Source organism: Enterovibrio coralii, from assembly GCF_001559595.1.
Lineage (GTDB): Bacteria > Pseudomonadota > Gammaproteobacteria > Enterobacterales > Vibrionaceae > Enterovibrio > Enterovibrio coralii.
Genome location: NZ_LNTY01000022.1, coordinates 41,141 through 56,493 on the forward strand (window position 1 = coordinate 41,141; position 15,353 = coordinate 56,493).

Genomic DNA, 15,353 nt, shown 5'->3' on the forward strand with positions numbered 1-15,353 from the left:
TGCTTCAGAGATGAAATTTAAGGAGAGGTAAGGGTCGGAAGTTGGGGCATGCTCACTTAATACGCGGAAACCTGCACCTTGGATGGGTTTCGGTATATAATCCTCAACCAGTGTATAAATAACCAGTGAATGAACGATGGACGTATCTCACCTGATTGACGGTCTTAACGACAAACAACGCGAAGCCGTGGCTGCCGAGCTAGGCAACTATCTTGTCCTTGCTGGCGCAGGAAGTGGTAAAACACGGGTGCTGGTTCATCGCATTGCCTGGTTGATGCAGGTTGAGCATGCATCGCCGTTTTCTATCATGGCGGTGACCTTTACCAATAAAGCGGCGGCAGAAATGCGCGGTCGTATCGAGCAGTTGATGCATGGCACCGCGTCTGGTCTTTGGTGTGGTACCTTCCACGGCCTGTGTCACCGTATTCTTCGCGCGCATCACTTAGATGCCAATCTGCCGCAAGACTTTCAGATTTTGGACTCGGACGACCAGCAGCGTTTGCTGCGCCGTTTGATCAAAGCGCAGAACTTGGATGAAAAACATTGGCCAGCGCGTCAGGCGTCTTGGTACATCAATGCCAAAAAAGACGAAGGTCTGCGTCCGCACCATATTGATGCGCAGTTTGATCCGGTGGAGAAAACCTGGCTGCGCGTTTATGCCGCGTATCAAGAAGCGTGTGATCGCGCAGGCTTAGTTGATTTCGCAGAGCTGCTGCTACGTTGCCATGAACTGCTGCGCGATAAAGCCCACATCCGTGAGCACTATCAGGCGCGTTTCCAGCACATTCTGGTGGACGAGTTCCAAGACACCAACAACATTCAATACGCTTGGCTTCGTATGATGGCGGGCACCCAAGCGAACGTCATGATCGTGGGTGATGATGACCAGTCAATTTACGGCTGGCGTGGCGCGAAAATTGAAAACATCTCGCGATTTTTGAACGACTTTACCGGCGCGAAAACCATTCGCCTTGAGCAAAACTACCGCTCAACCGGCAACATCCTGAAAGCGTCAAACCATCTGATTGAGAACAACGCCGAGCGCATGGGTAAGAGCCTTTGGACCGACGGTCACGAAGGTGAGCTGATCTCGGTTTACAGCGCATTTAACGAGCTGGATGAAGCCCGTTTCGTGGTTGGCAAAATCAAAGCGTGGCACGATGACGGTGGCGCGCTGAATGACACTGCCATGTTGTACCGCAATAACGCCCAATCGCGTGTACTGGAAGAAGCCTTGATTCAGGCGGGCCTGCCTTATCGCATTTATGGCGGCATGCGATTCTTCGAGCGTCAGGAAATCAAAGATGCGCTGGCGTACCTTCGTTTGATGGCCAACCGCTTTGATGACGCGGCCTTTGAGCGCGTGGTGAACACTCCAACGCGTGGTCTGGGTGATCGCACGTTGGAAACCATTCGACTGGCAGCGCGCGATCGCGGTGCCACCATGTGGGAAGCGAGTAACCAACTGCTGGAAGAGCAAGTGCTGGCAGGTCGCGCTGCAAACTCACTGCGCCGTTTTATCGAGTTGGTGAATGCCTTAGAAGACGATACCCGCGAGATGGCCCTGTTCCAGCAAACGGATTACGTGATTCAAAACTCTGGTCTGCGCGCCATGTACGAAGCGGAAAAAGGCGAGAAAGCCCAAGCGCGTATCGACAACTTGGAAGAGCTTGTGACCGCAACGCGCCAGTTTGAAGTGCCAGAAGAGGTACAGGAAGACATGTCGCCGCTGTCTGCCTTCTTGTCTCACGCGGCATTGGAAGCGGGTGAAGGTCAGGCGGACGAGTTTGATGACGCCGTGCAGTTGATGACGCTTCACAGTGCCAAAGGTTTGGAATTCCCAATGGTCTTTATGGTCGGCGTGGAAGAGGGCATGTTCCCTAGCCAAATGTCTGCGGAAGAAGCGGGTCGCCTCGAAGAAGAGCGCCGTCTTTGCTACGTGGGCATGACCCGTGCCATGAAAAAGCTGTTTATCACCCACGCCGAAATGCGTCGTGTGTACGGCAAAGACATGTTCCATAAAGCATCGCGTTTTATTCGCGAACTGCCGGAAGAGTGTCTGGAAGAAGTGCGTATGCGTGCCAAGGTGTCGCGTCCTGCAGCTGCCACTGGCCGCTTCTCGCAAACCCAAACTCAGCAGAACTTCAACCAAACGGGCTTTAGCTTGGGGCAGCGTGTACTGCACCCGAAATTTGGTGAAGGTACCATCATCAATTTTGAAGGCAGCGGTCAGCAAAGCCGTGTGCAAGTGGCCTTTAACGGTGAAGGCATCAAGTGGCTGGTAACCCAATACGCCAAGCTTGAAGCGATGTAAGTGCTAAAAACAAAAAAGAGGTGGCCTAAGCCACCTCTTTTTTATGGGCGTGAATGTCGACTAGTTTGGCGTTTTGTCCGACCACAGGCTCGACAATGCGCTGGTTAGGCCATCGCTGGCACCTTCACCGGTCAGGTAATTCAAGATAACTGGCGCAAACTTTTGCACCATTTCAGGCTCAAGACCCAGCATGTTGAAGACCTTTTGCACCGACGCGATGTCAGACAAGTTGCTGCCAAGACCACCTGGGATCATTTCAGTCAGTGAGTCCATGCCCGGAATTTTTTCCAGCAGCTCACTGCTTTGTGAATCGCCGAGCGTTTGATAGGCCATAGCCAGCATTGCGCCTGCACCGCCAGCGGCTTGCGCGTCATTGATATCAAGGTCTTTTGACAGAAGCTCTGTCAGCGGGTTGTCTGCAGTTTGCGTGCTCACGCCAGAAAGCAGATTGCTGGCGTCTTTGTTTGCTTCGCTGAGCAGATCACCCAACCCGGTTGCCTTGCTTGGCGCAGCAACCAGAATAAGCAGGGACGATAACATCACCCAAATTACATTTTTTCCCATCCTGAAATCCTCATTTGTTCTGATGTTAACTATTGCGCGATAACCAGGCCTTCACGTCGAGGGTCAGCCCCACCTTCTAGCGTACCGCTGTCAATCACAATACCGTGCAACCCAGAGGTTAAGTCACGTACGTTGACCTCAAAGCCCATGTTCTCAAGCGCAGGTTGGAAGCTTTCCGCGTCTGTACCTGCTTCAAGATCATAGGTGCCGAAGCGGTTTACCAAGTGTGGCAGATCGATGGCAGATTGAATGTCGAGTCCCCAGTCCAGATGAGCAATCAGGGTTTTTGCTACGTAGCCGATGATGCGGCTTCCGCCTGGAGAGCCAACGGCCATGTATGGCTTGCCGTCACGCATAACAATGGTTGGAGCCATAGATGAGCGAGGACGTTTGCCGGGCTCGACGCGATTCGCAATAGGGTAGCCGTCTTTGTGCGTTCTAAATGAAAAGTCGGTCAGCTCGTTATTAAGCAAGAATCCGCGCGTCATTATGCGCGAGCCAAATCCGTTCTCGATAGTGGTGGTGATGGAAACTATGTTGCCGTTTTTATCCACGATAGAGAAATGGCTGGTGGATGGCAGCTCTATGGACTCGTCATCAGCGCGCGGCGGCAGCGTTTTAGCGTGGCTAAATTCCGGTGCACCCGCGGTGACATTTTCCAGTGCGCCTTGCTCAGGAATCAAATTGGCTCGACTTTCAATATAAGCCGGCGCCAGCATGCCCTCGACGGGCACAGGCACATAGTCGCTGTCGGCGATGTAGCGGCCGCGGTCGGCATACGCAAGGCGGGACGCATCACCAAACAAACGCCAGCTTTCGGGATTGTCTTTACCCAGCTCTTTAAGCGGGAAATGGCTCAAAATACCCATAATTTGCCCCACGGTGATCCCACCAGACGTTGGTGGCCCCATGCCGCAGATGCGGTATTGATGATACGGCGAGCACACAGGTGGGCGCTCAACGATGCGATAGTCAGCCATATCTTTCTTGCTGAGCACACCTGGGTTACCGGCCGCTTGCTGCACGGTGGCAACTATGTCATCGGCGATTTCACCTTCGTAAAAGTTATCAATGTCTTGTGCAACCAGCTTTAAGGTGTCTGCATAGGCTTGGTTGACGAGGCGATCGCCAATGCTGAGCGGGTTGCCAGTATCATCAAAGAAATACTGGTAGGTGGAAGGATAGCGGCGCAAGCGATCGGCATCGCCTTCAATCAATCCCGCCAGACGTGGCGACACTTCAAAACCTTGTTCGGCCAATGCAATCGCTGGGGTCAAAACGGCGCGCCAAGACAGGTTTCCATAGCGCGCGTGAGTGTCGTGCATTAAGCGCAAAGTGCCCGGCGTACCGACAGAGCGGCCTCCAACCACGGCATCATAGAATTTCAGCGGCTCCCCGTTTTCATCTAAAAACAGGGTGGGTGTGGCGTCCATCGGCGCAGTTTCTCGGCCATCAAAGGTAGTGAGGGCTTTGGCTTTTGCGTCCCAATAGACCAAAAATGCCCCGCCACCAATGCCTGAGCTTTGCGGCTCAACCAGCCCAAGCACAGTTTGCACCGCCACCATGGCATCAATGGCATTACCACCTGCTTCAAGTATTGCGGCTCCGGCCTTACTGGCATGCGGGTTGGCTGCCGCGACCATCCATTGTTCGCCCTTCACGCTTTTTCGCATCACACTGCCGGTTGCCAACTCTGGTGCGACGCTGTCGGCGACATCCGCTTCGACGGTAGCATGAGAGAGTTGAGGAACAAGGGAAGTGGCCATCATGGTCAGCAGAAGCTGGAAGGAGGGAAGCTTTTTCATTGTTAGTCCTTTACGCACCCGTTCAACTGGACTTTGAGTATAGATGCCGTTCGCAAAGGTGGTGTCGGATTAATGAGGCAATGTGAGCGATTTTTGTTTTTGTGGCAGAGGGATACTGAAAAGTGCGAGGTAATAAAAAAGCGGCACATTCGGTGCCGCTTTGAGGGTTATTTCTTTTGCTCTCGACGCGTCTTTTGGCGCTGTCTGACGGCATCAAAGGTGAAGATCACCAATGCGGTCCAGATAAAGGCAAACGTGGTTGCCTTGTCTGCTGAGAACGGCTCGCCATAAAGGCCCACGGCCAGCATGAACATCAAGCTTGGGCCAATGTATTGGAAAAAGCCCAAGGTCGAAAGGCGAAGCTTGGTTGCCGCGCCGTTAAAACACAGCAATGGCAGTGTGGTGACTACGCCTGCGGCCATCAAGAGCACGTTCAGCGACAAGCTGTTTTCCATCATGTTTGATGTTGCGCTGTCGGCAATAAACAGCAGGTAAATCACGGCAGCGGGCAGCAGTACAGCCGTTTCGATGAAAAGGCCGGTCGCCGCATCAACATTGATTTTTTTACGCAGTAGGCCGTAGCAGCCAAAGCTTCCCGCCAGCACCAGTGCCACCCAAGGCAAAGAGCCAAAGGTCACCACTTGCACAGCAACACCCAAGAATGCCAGTGCGACAACAAGCCATTGTAGTTTTCGAAAGCGCTCGCCAAGAAAAACCATGCCAAGCACAACGTTAAACAGCGGGTTGATGTAATAGCCAAGGCTGGCATCCAGCATGTGACCGCTGTTGACCGCCCAGATAAAGATCAGCCAGTTTGCGGCAATCACGACGGCGGTGATGGTTAACAGTCCCAGACGCTTTTTATCTTTTAGCAGCAGCTTCACGCGCGCTAAGCCGCTACTCATACGCAGAATGAGGGCCAAGAAAAAGAAAGACCAAAGAATACGGTGCACCAGCACTTCCAGCGGTGGCACGTCGGTGAGGGCCTTAAAGTAAATCGGTGCGATGCCCCACATGGTGTAGGCACCCAGTGCCAGCATGACACCGCGGCGTGTTTGTTGCGCGTCGTTCACTGCAAAATCTCTACATCTAAATACGTGAAAGAACAAAAACCGCCAGATGGCGGTACGTGCAGCGAAAAATAATGGGGCATAAGGCGTTGAGCTAATGGAGAGCCAACAGCTGCCTTATTTGTAAACGTTTTGGCTGCTTTCGCCAGTATATGGAACTCATTTGACGAAGCACACCTTTTCAGATGAGAAATATTGAACAAACAGTTCGATGTCGTTGACCTTTTATCCGAGACCCGCTGCGTTTAGAATGAGCGGCTACCACACATGAGAGGCTCCATGACCGTCACTGATTCATCTCCAGAACAAACACAAGATCTGACCGTATTGCAGACGGTGTTTGGCTACCACAGCTACAGGGACGGCCAGAAAGAAATTATTGATGCCGCCATTGCGGGTCAGGACAGCCTCGTCATTATGCCGACAGGTGGTGGTAAAAGCCTTTGCTATCAAATTCCAGCCTTGGTGCGCGACGGGTTGACCGTGGTGATTTCACCGCTGATCTCTTTGATGAAAGATCAGGTCGACCAATTGCTTGCCAACGGCGTTCAGGCGGCATGCCTGAACTCATCCATGACGCCAGAAGACCAGAGTAAGACGTGGCAGTCACTGCGTGATGGCAGCTTGAAGCTGCTTTACATGTCGCCAGAGCGCGTGCTGATGCGTGATTTTATCGAGCGTTTGCAAGCAGTGCCGCTGGCATTGATTGCGGTCGATGAAGCGCACTGTATTTCTCAGTGGGGTCACGATTTTCGTCCTGAATACGCCCAGCTTGGCAGCCTGAAACAGCATTTTCTGAATGTGCCCGTGATGGCGTTAACCGCCACAGCGGATGACACCACGCGTCAGGACATCTGCCAGCGCTTGTCGTTGGACTCGCCACATGTGTATTTGGGCAGCTTCGACCGTCCGAACATTCGCTATACCCTGATTGAAAAGCACAAGCCTCAAGCGCAACTGACCCAGTTTTTGACCACGCAAACCGGGCAAAGCGGCATTGTTTACTGTAATAGCCGTAAGCGTGTGGAGCAGGTGGCGGAAAAGCTGTGCGATCAGAATATCCGCGCGGCGGCCTACCACGCGGGGATGACTAACGAGCAGCGTGCGTGGGTTCAAGAAGCGTTCCAGCGCGATGACGTGCAAATCGTGGTCGCCACCGTGGCGTTCGGTATGGGGATCAACAAACCCAACGTGCGCTTTGTGGTGCATTACGACATTCCGCGCAATATCGAGTCCTACTATCAGGAAACGGGGCGCGCCGGCCGTGATGGTCTGCCTGCAGAAGCCGTCATGTTCTATGACCCGTCTGACATTGGCTGGCTGCATCGCTGTCTGGAAGAAAAGCCCGAAGGGCCTCAAAAGCAGGTGGAGAGCCACAAGCTCAACGCCATGGGCGCGTTTGCAGAAGCGTTAACGTGCCGCCGCTTGGTGCTGTTGAATTACTTTGGTGAGTATCGCGAGAAGCCGTGCGGCAACTGTGATATCTGCCTTGACCCACCGACAATGTTTGATGGCACCGAAGTGTCGCAAAAAGCCCTGTCCTGTGTGTATCGCGTCAACCAAAGCTTTGGGGTGGGTTACACGGTGGAAGTGCTTCGCGGTATGCAAAATCAGCGCATCAAAGACCACGGCCACGACAAAGTCAGTACTTATGGTATTGGTAAAGATTCCAGCCACGAGTATTGGGTCAGCATCTATCGCCAGCTTATTCACCGTGGCTATCTGGTGCAGAACATTGCCAGAAGCTCTGTGCTGCAATTAACCGAAGAGGCGCGTCCGGTGCTTCGTGGCGAAATCGCTTTGGAGTTGGCAGTACCACGTCTGGGTCTGTCGCCGCGTTCGAAAGCGGACAAACTGGGTAAACGCAACTACGACAAGAAGCTCTTTGCCAAGCTTCGTAAGCTGCGTAAGGCAATTGCGGATGAAGAAGACATCCCGCCATACGTGGTGTTTAACGACGCGACCTTGATTGAAATGGCCGAGATGATCCCTACCTCGCAAGGTGAGATGTTGGCGGTCAACGGCGTCGGTCAGCGCAAACTAGAAAAATACGGTGATGTCTTCTTGGATGTCATCGAAGACCACATCACCTTAGGATCAGACAGCGCGAGTTATGGATAACAGGCTTTTTTCGCTCTCTCATTTCGACGCCGAGGAAGGGCGTCTGGTACTGGCCGCCGACGGGCTGGATTTTGACAACACAGAAACCTATCTCGAGGCGTTTTGCCAATTGATCGGTGCCAGTGTGTCAGACAAGCAAACCGATGCCGATCTGCATTCTTGGCTCGTCAACTTTGAAGGTATGCGCTTTATGCTAAAAGGCGAGCACTACAGTGCCAGTGTGTGGTTGGAAAAGCTCGATGCTGACGGTGATGATGAGCTCGCTTTCTTGCACGGATGGCTCTCCAAACTGCTTTCTTAAGCCTCTTTTCTCCGCGGGTTGTCAGTAAAAAGAATTGCTGTATAATTCGCCACCTCTTAACCAGTCAGACCCAAAAATCTGGCTAATTAGTAATCTTGGGTTCCCTCGCCCCCAATGACAAAAAGGTTCACAATGAGCACTTTTACGCCTGCGCAACAGCGCAAAGCCCTTTCTTATTTGGTGGTTTTCCACCTTATTATCATTGCGTCAAGCAACTACTTGGTACAGCTGCCTTTCACCATTTTTGGTTTCCACACCACTTGGGGCGCGTTTACCTTCCCGTTTATTTTCCTGGCGACTGATCTGACTGTCCGTATTTACGGTGCAGGCATGGCGCGTAAGATCATTTTCAGTGTGATGGTGCCATCGCTGCTGATCTCTTACGTCCTCTCTGTGTTGTTCTTCCAAGGACAATATCAGGGTCTGGGTCACCTGATGGAATTTAACCTGTTTGTTGCCCGCATCGCAGTGGCGAGCTTTATGGCTTACCTGCTCGGTCAAATCCTCGACATTCATGTGTTCAACCGTCTGCGCCAAACCAAACAATGGTGGGTGGCTCCAAGCTGCTCAACGCTGTTCGGTAACGCTATCGACACCTTGGCGTTCTTTGCTATCGCGTTTTACAACAGCCCAGATGCCTTTATGGCAGCGAACTGGACTGAAATCGCGCTAGTGGACTACGCGTTCAAACTGGTGATCAGCCTTGGCCTGTTTGTTCCTATGTACGGTGTGTTGCTGAACTATCTGGTTAGCCGCATCACGCAAGTGAACCAAGCGGTTGAAACCAAGTTGGTATAACACCGACAGCGAAAGATTGAGGGAAGAAGAGCCGATCGTGAGATCGGCTTTTTTTATGTCTGCGGGTTCATACGAAACGCTATAATCGAAAAACAGGCGAGATGACGCCCATGCAACAAGGAACTCCCTCATGATTATTCGAGAAGGCACGCTGGCGGAAGCGGTGAACGTGCTCGGCCAAATCGATGAATTTGCTCGTCAGGAAACGCTAGAATCACTCAAAAAACGCATTGGTGACAAACCCTTTCTCGTTCTGGTGGCCGATCAGGACGGCGAGTTGGTTGGGGTAAAAATTGGCTATCAGTTGGATGATGACTGTTTTTATAGCTGGCTGGGTGGCGTGACCAAACACGGTCGCCGCCGAGGTGTCGCGCAAGGACTGCTTCATGCGCAAGAGCGATGGGTGGCAAAGCATGGCTACCGAAGTATTCGTGTGAAGTCGAGAAACTGCTTTGCAGGCATGCTGTGTCTGCTGCTGAACAATCATTACCAAGTGGAACATCTCGAAAAGAAAGATTCACTGGATCAATACCGGCTTCATTTTGTGAAGAAGATCACGCAAGGCGCATAAAGCAGCAAAAAAGGCAAAAACATGCTTGCAGATGATAATGAGAATGATTATTGTTTAATTGTTCCGCGGCGATACGCAATCTCTTCGCTACTGAACACACGACATTGCTCACATTGCTTCCAGTATATGTTTTTGCATGAGACGCTAACGCAAGTTACGTTTTCAACTGATGCAGGCGACGCCCTCCAAAAGGCGTCGCTTTTTTCTTTTCTGGCTTATGCCAATTCCACCAGTTTTTTTACCAACTTATTGATACCTGATGCTGCTTCACTGACGGAAGTCGCCAGCATGTATGCTGGGGTGGAGAGCACGCGGCGACTTTGATCCAACACGAAGTCATCCACAGGGCAATCGATGTGTTCACCGCCCATGGCATTGAACGCTGCGGCTGTATCAGGATCGGTACCAATAGTGCCCTTGGCACCGGGACCGTATACGCTAGGGATCAAGATCGGCGAGATACACACATAACCCGCAGGCTTGTCTGCCTTGGCAAACGCGGTACAAGCTTCCAGCACCTGATCGTGCACCGCCATGTTGGCACCGTTTACCGCAAAGTCGCTCAAATTTTTGGCAACGCCAAAGCCACCAGGCAGGAGCAGGGCATCAAAGTCAGCAGGGTTGAGTGCGGTGAGCGGTTGGATGTTCCCACGCGCGATGCGAGCGGCCTCGTCGAGGACGTTGCGTGTCTCGGTCGATTCTTCACCTGCGCGGTGATTAATCACATGGTGCTGCTCGACATCAGGGGCGAAGCAATGCCAGCTTGCGCCAGATTGTTCGATGGCAAGCAAGGAGAGCACGGATTCATGGATTTCTGCGCCATCGTAAACACCACATCCTGAGAGAATTACAGCCACTTTTTTCATCATCTAGTCCTCGGGGCATTGTTTGCTGGGTACGATCAAATTACATGTCGTCGCTGGGTGAGTAGACAGAGTATGCATAAACAATCGCCAAATTACCGAAATTTTGCACCTTGTGAGATCGCCAACAAAAAATCGGTGATCAGGAAAAAATATTGAATAACTCGCAGTGGGAGAGAATTTCTTTTTCCACAGTCGATGATCTACGATCGATCCTGATCATGATCAAAGCATGATGTTTAAGTGTATAAATTATAAAGATTTAATTTTGTGAATTTGAGAAAAATGCGCTGCGATCTGAAAGGCTAAAAATAAATACCAACAAACTTATCCACAGGAGTGTCTGGTTTAAACTGTGGTGGAAAATGATATTCACAGAGGAAATTGTTCTTTTTGACCATTATGGCGTCAGTTAGGGCTGTTTGGTTGGGTTTATATCGCACACAGATATCACATTCGTGGGTACACAGTTCTTTCGAGTCATGGCATCCTTAGCCATCAATCATTTTCAGGTTAGCTTATAACGTTATGGCGACGACTTCTGATAACCCGTTGATCCTGGTCGACGGCTCTTCTTACCTTTACCGCGCGTATCACGCCTCTCCTAACTTGACCAACCCGAAGGGCGAACCAACGGGAGCCGTATATGGTGTGGTCAACATGCTTCGCAGCCTGGTAAAACAGTACCCACAGTCAAATGTGGCAGTGATCTTCGATGCGAAGGGCAAAACATTCCGTGATGACATGTACGCAGAGTACAAGGCCAATCGTCCGCCAATGCCGGATGATCTGCGCAGCCAGATCGCGCCGCTGCACCAGATCATCGAAGCGATGGGCTTTCCAATGCTGGTTATTGAAGGCGTCGAAGCGGATGACGTTATCGGTACCTTAGCGGATCAAGGTTCTAAAGCGGGCATGCCAATTCTTATCAGCACCGGTGATAAAGACTTGGCGCAGCTGGTGGATGAGAACGTCACACTGATCAACACCATGACCAACGTCATCATGAATCCGCAAGGCGTTCACGACAAATACGGCTTTGGCCCAGAACACATCATCGATTACTTGGCCTGATGGGTGACAAGGTCGATAACATTCCGGGCGTACCGGGTGTCGGTGAGAAGACGGCGACAGCCTTATCGCGGGTATCGGTGGTCTGGATGCGCTGTTTGAGAACTTAGATAAGATTGCGGATCTGGGTTTCCGTGGTTCAAAGACCATGGCGAAGAAGCTGGAAGACAATAAAGAAAACGCGTATCTCTCTTACCAGCTTGCAACCATCAAACTAGATTGTGAACTGCCATACAAACCTGAAGAGCTGGTTAACCGCAGTGCGGACAATGAAAAGCTGGTTGAGCTGTTCACTGAACTGAACTTCAAACGCTGGTTGGCAGAAGCACAAAGCGGCAGCGCAGGTGTGGATGCGGTGGCCGAGCGTGCGTCTTCAGGCGCAAGTGCACCGGCGGCTGAAAAGGCCGAGGTGACCTTTGAAGCGGCCTCGATTGATCGCAGCCAGTACGAAACCATTCTGACCGAAGAAGCCTTCCGCGCATGGATGGACAAGCTAGATAAAACGGATGTTGTGGCGTTCGACACTGAAACCGATAGCTTGGATTACATGGAAGCGAACCTCGTGGGTATCTCTTTTGCAGTTGCAGAAGGTGAGGCGGCGTATCTGCCACTGGCGCACGATTATCTGGATGCACCTAAGCAGCTTGATCGCGACTGGGTACTGGCCGAGATGAAACCTTGGCTAGAAAATGCCGGCGCATTGAAGGTAGGCCAGAACCTGAAATATGACGCGAGCGTGTTGGCGCGTTACGACATTGCGATGAAAGGCATTGCTTACGACACCATGTTGGAGTCATACGTGTTTAACAGTGTGGCAGGCAAGCACGACATGGACAGTCTGGCGATGCGTTACCTGCAGCATAAGTGCATCAGCTTTGAAGAGATTGCCGGTAAAGGTAAAAAACAACTGACCTTTAACCAAATCGAGATGGATCAAGCATCGCCGTATGCCGCTGAAGATGCCGATGTGACGCTACGTCTGCACAATGTGTTGATGGCACACCTCAAAGCGGATGAGAAACTCAAGGTTATCTTTGAGCAATACGAAATGCCGCTGGTGCCAGTGCTGTCGCGCATGGAACGTCATGGCGTCTTGATCAGTGCTGAAATGCTGGCGCAGCAATCTCAAGAAATCGCGGTTCGTTTGGACGAGCTCGAAAAAGAAGCCTTTGAGCTGGCGGGTGAAGAATTTAATTTGGCTTCACCAAAACAGCTTCAAGCTATCTTGTTTGAAAAGATGGGTCTGCCAGTGGTGAAGAAAACCCCATCAGGCACACCCTCTACCAATGAAGAAGTGCTGCAAGAGCTGGCACTGGACTACCCGCTGCCAAAACGCATTTTGGAATACCGAGGTCTGGCGAAACTGAAATCGACCTACACCGACAAGCTGCCAAAAATGGTGAAACCGGCAACAGGCCGCGTGCACACCTCTTACCATCAAGCCGTCACGGCAACCGGTCGTTTGTCATCAACCGATCCAAACCTGCAGAACATTCCAATTCGTAACGACGAAGGCCGTCGTATTCGTCAGGCGTTTATCGCACCCGCGGACAAAACCATTCTGGCTGTCGACTACTCGCAAATCGAACTGCGCATCATGGCGCACCTGTCAGGTGACGAAGCCCTGATTGACGCGTTCCGTCACGGTAAAGACATCCACAGTGCGACGGCGGCTGAGGTGATGGGCATTGATATCAGTGATGTCACCTCGGAAATGCGTCGCCGCGCGAAAGCCATCAACTTCGGTCTTATCTATGGCATGAGTGCTTTTGGTCTGGCGAAGCAGTTGGGTATTCCGCGTGGTGAAGCGCAGCAATATATGGAGCGTTACTTTGAACGCTACCCAGGTGTGCGCCAATACATGGAATCAACGCGTCTGCAGGCATCGGAGCAAGGCTACGTTGAGACTATCTTTGGGCGTCGTTTGCAACTGCCAGAAATCAAATCAAGCAATGCAATGCGCCGTAAAGGGGCTGAGCGTGCGGCTATCAACGCCCCAATGCAGGGTACGGCTGCGGATATCATCAAGCGTGCAATGATTTTGGTGGATGCGTGGATTCAGACCCAACCGGAAGGGCGTGTTGCTTGATCATGCAAGTACACGATGAATTGGTTCTGGAAGTAGATACCGCACATCTGACGGACGTTGAGCAACAAGTTTGTAAGCTGATGGAGTCTGCGGCATTGCTCGAAGTTCCATTGGTTGCTGAGTCTGGAAGCGGCGAAAACTGGGATCAGGCGCATTAATACGCACCTTTGAGCGCGATGTGAATCACATAAGCACTTAAATTTTATAGCGAAAAAAGCCCGTAAAAACGGGCTTTTTTTATGCATGTGGACAAACAAATGAAAACAAAATGACCGAAATTATGAAAAAAACTACGTAAAGGGTTTTCTTAATCGGCCATTTGATATACAGTAAATGACGTAGGGTACAGAGGTAAGATGTTCTATCTTTCAGACCTTTTGTTTCACGTTATTGGATTTAGCTGATTCAGCAGCCCCGGTTGACGAATGTCGACCGGGGCATTTTTTATGTGTCAAATTCCACTTCGCGTCCTTTCGTTTAACTCCAATTAAATCCTTTAAATACAATGATATATAAAGTAACTCTTTATTGTGGTCGTATTTTGTTACCTTTTATTAGAGTAATTACTTTAAATTGGGCGCAGTGACGTTATAATGACCACTGCTTCTTGTTCTTGATGTGATTCGGTGGCTTGTTACTGACTTTTGACAGGCGACCACACGTTATTTCTAGCCGATTTGAATGTTCAAATCGGTTTTTTTTTGCTCATCTTATTCTGTAACTCACTTCCAGCTCATTTGTCATGAAACAACATGTAGCAAACTTGATATTTATCATTAAAAAATAAGTTTAAGCAAAATGTTAAAACATGATTTTTATCAGTCGCTTAATGGCGGTGTTTGAAAGGGGAGTTGAGCGATGAGGGAAAGATACGCGGTGTTTGGTTGGCTCAAACTTGCAGGGTTGGGAAATATCACTGACACTCAGTGTATAACGACTAAAACAAACCTCCTATTTCTCTCCCGTTACCCCACCCATGAGGTGGGGTTTTTATTTCGAAAGCTATCGTCCGTGAAAGGGGCGATTTATGCTCCAGCTTCCGCGTTGTCGTCGCCTGCTTCTACGTCTTCAACCATGCCTTCATACGTTGGGAAGTACCAACCATCTAGCTTCTTACGCAGTTTGTCGACGCCAATGCCTTTCAGTGATGAATACAATTCAACTTCCACATCACCACCAAAGTCTTTCGCTGCTTCACGCACTTTGGTCAACTCCGCTTTGCGTGCACCGCTTTTCAGCTTGTCACATTTGGTCAGCAGAGCCAGAACAGGCAAATTACTGTCTACGGCCCAGAAAATCAGGTCCTGATCCAATTCTTTCAGTGGGTGACGAATGTCCATCAATACCACCAAGCCTTTTAGCTGTTGGCGTTTTTGCAGGTATTCACCCAGTGACTTTTGCCATTTTTTCTTCATTTCCAGAGGAACTTGCGCAAAGCCATAGCCTGGAAGGTCAACAATGTGGCATCCCTCATCCACTTTAAACAGGTTGATCAATTGTGTGCGACCCGGCGTTTTACTGGTTTTAACTAGACTTTTATTGTCACACAATCTATTGATAGAACTAGACTTACCTGCGTTAGAGCGACCCGCAAAGGCAACTTCAATGCCTGTGTCAGCTGGCAGCGCACGGATGTCGGGTGCACTGGTGATAAAGTGGGTCTTGCGATAGTTGAGTGAAGGATTCACTGTTAACTCCGTCTCGACTTTATGTAGTCGACTGATTACTTTTATGTGAAATTGTGTAAAATGAACGTGCTCGGTTTTTGCTCAACGATTGTATCACG

11 protein-coding genes and 1 pseudogene are annotated in these 15,353 nt (G+C 50.7%); 7 read left to right on the forward strand and 5 right to left on the reverse strand.

What is annotated here, in order from left to right; genetic code table 11:
* The first annotated feature begins 136 nt into the window (after positions 1-136).
* Positions 137-2,314, forward strand: a complete 2,178-nt coding sequence (uvrD, locus tag ATN88_RS06815; RefSeq protein WP_067413291.1) for a DNA helicase II — start codon at positions 137-139, stop codon at positions 2,312-2,314.
* A 60-nt stretch (positions 2,315-2,374) separates the two neighbouring features.
* Here uvrD and ATN88_RS06820 read toward each other — a convergent pair whose 3' ends face one another.
* From ATN88_RS06820 to rarD, 3 genes are all read right to left on the reverse strand, one after another.
* Entirely contained in the window at positions 2,375-2,878 is a 504-nt protein-coding gene (locus tag ATN88_RS06820; protein ID WP_067413294.1) for a DUF2780 domain-containing protein, read from the reverse strand.
* Positions 2,879-2,907: 29 nt separating this feature from the next.
* The gene (ggt, locus tag ATN88_RS06825) at positions 2,908-4,647 is read right to left on the reverse strand and encodes a gamma-glutamyltransferase (RefSeq protein WP_408607699.1); all 1,740 of its coding nucleotides are present in this window, start codon (positions 4,645-4,647) and stop codon (positions 2,908-2,910) included.
* A 203-nt stretch (positions 4,648-4,850) separates the two neighbouring features.
* The gene (gene rarD, locus ATN88_RS06830; protein WP_067413300.1) at positions 4,851-5,756 is read right to left on the reverse strand and encodes an EamA family transporter RarD; all 906 of its coding nucleotides are present in this window, start codon (positions 5,754-5,756) and stop codon (positions 4,851-4,853) included.
* A gap of 276 nt (positions 5,757-6,032) precedes the next feature.
* On the opposite strand from rarD, the gene recQ reads away from it, so the two are divergent.
* The 4 genes from recQ (at position 6,033) to ATN88_RS06850 (ending at position 9,544) form a co-directional block, all read left to right on the forward strand.
* Entirely contained in the window at positions 6,033-7,874 is a 1,842-nt protein-coding gene (gene recQ, locus ATN88_RS06835; RefSeq protein WP_067413303.1) for an ATP-dependent DNA helicase RecQ, read from the forward strand.
* A complete protein-coding gene (locus ATN88_RS06840; RefSeq protein ID WP_067413306.1) occupies positions 7,867-8,175 on the forward strand; it encodes a DUF3630 family protein in 309 nt (102 codons plus the stop codon). Before recQ ends, ATN88_RS06840 begins: the two co-directional genes overlap by 8 nt.
* Positions 8,176-8,307: 132 nt before the next feature.
* Entirely contained in the window at positions 8,308-8,973 is a 666-nt protein-coding gene (locus ATN88_RS06845) for a 7-cyano-7-deazaguanine/7-aminomethyl-7-deazaguanine transporter (RefSeq protein ID WP_067413309.1), read from the forward strand.
* A gap of 130 nt (positions 8,974-9,103) precedes the next feature.
* A complete protein-coding gene (locus ATN88_RS06850; RefSeq protein ID WP_067413312.1) occupies positions 9,104-9,544 on the forward strand; it encodes a GNAT family N-acetyltransferase in 441 nt (146 codons plus the stop codon).
* Positions 9,545-9,759: 215 nt separating this feature from the next.
* On the opposite strand, the gene elbB is transcribed toward ATN88_RS06850, so the two are convergent.
* Complete coding sequence (gene elbB, locus ATN88_RS06855; RefSeq protein WP_067413316.1) at positions 9,760-10,410, reverse strand: isoprenoid biosynthesis glyoxalase ElbB; 651 nt, start codon at positions 10,408-10,410, stop codon at positions 9,760-9,762.
* Between the two features lie 525 nt (positions 10,411-10,935).
* On the opposite strand from elbB, the pseudogene polA reads away from it, so the two are divergent.
* Together polA and ATN88_RS29070 are read left to right on the forward strand one after the other, a co-directional pair.
* Positions 10,936-13,725: pseudogene (gene polA, locus ATN88_RS06860) on the forward strand (DNA polymerase I).
* A gap of 198 nt (positions 13,726-13,923) precedes the next feature.
* Complete coding sequence (locus ATN88_RS29070; RefSeq protein ID WP_438356882.1) at positions 13,924-13,971, forward strand: hypothetical protein; 48 nt, start codon at positions 13,924-13,926, stop codon at positions 13,969-13,971.
* A 621-nt stretch (positions 13,972-14,592) separates the two neighbouring features.
* Here the strand turns inward: ATN88_RS29070 and yihA are convergent.
* Complete coding sequence (gene yihA, locus ATN88_RS06865) at positions 14,593-15,255, reverse strand: ribosome biogenesis GTP-binding protein YihA/YsxC (protein WP_067413318.1); 663 nt, start codon at positions 15,253-15,255, stop codon at positions 14,593-14,595.
* Between the last annotated feature and the right edge of the window lie 98 nt (positions 15,256-15,353).

Excerpts from the sequence above, each read along its gene's own strand:
- uvrD (WP_067413291.1), top strand. The coding sequence starts at position 137 with ATGGACGTATCTCACCTGATTGACGGTCTTAACGACAAACAACGCGAA.
- ATN88_RS06820 (WP_067413294.1), bottom strand. The coding sequence starts at position 2,878 with ATGGGAAAAAATGTAATTTGGGTGATGTTATCGTCCCTGCTTATTCTG.
- ggt (WP_408607699.1), bottom strand. The coding sequence starts at position 4,647 with ATGATGGCCACTTCCCTTGTTCCTCAACTCTCTCATGCTACCGTCGAA.
- recQ (WP_067413303.1), top strand. The coding sequence starts at position 6,033 with ATGACCGTCACTGATTCATCTCCAGAACAAACACAAGATCTGACCGTA.
- ATN88_RS06840 (WP_067413306.1), top strand. The coding sequence starts at position 7,867 with ATGGATAACAGGCTTTTTTCGCTCTCTCATTTCGACGCCGAGGAAGGG.
- ATN88_RS06845 (WP_067413309.1), top strand. The coding sequence starts at position 8,308 with ATGAGCACTTTTACGCCTGCGCAACAGCGCAAAGCCCTTTCTTATTTG.
- ATN88_RS06850 (WP_067413312.1), top strand. The coding sequence starts at position 9,104 with ATGATTATTCGAGAAGGCACGCTGGCGGAAGCGGTGAACGTGCTCGGC.
- elbB (WP_067413316.1), bottom strand. The coding sequence starts at position 10,410 with ATGAAAAAAGTGGCTGTAATTCTCTCAGGATGTGGTGTTTACGATGGC.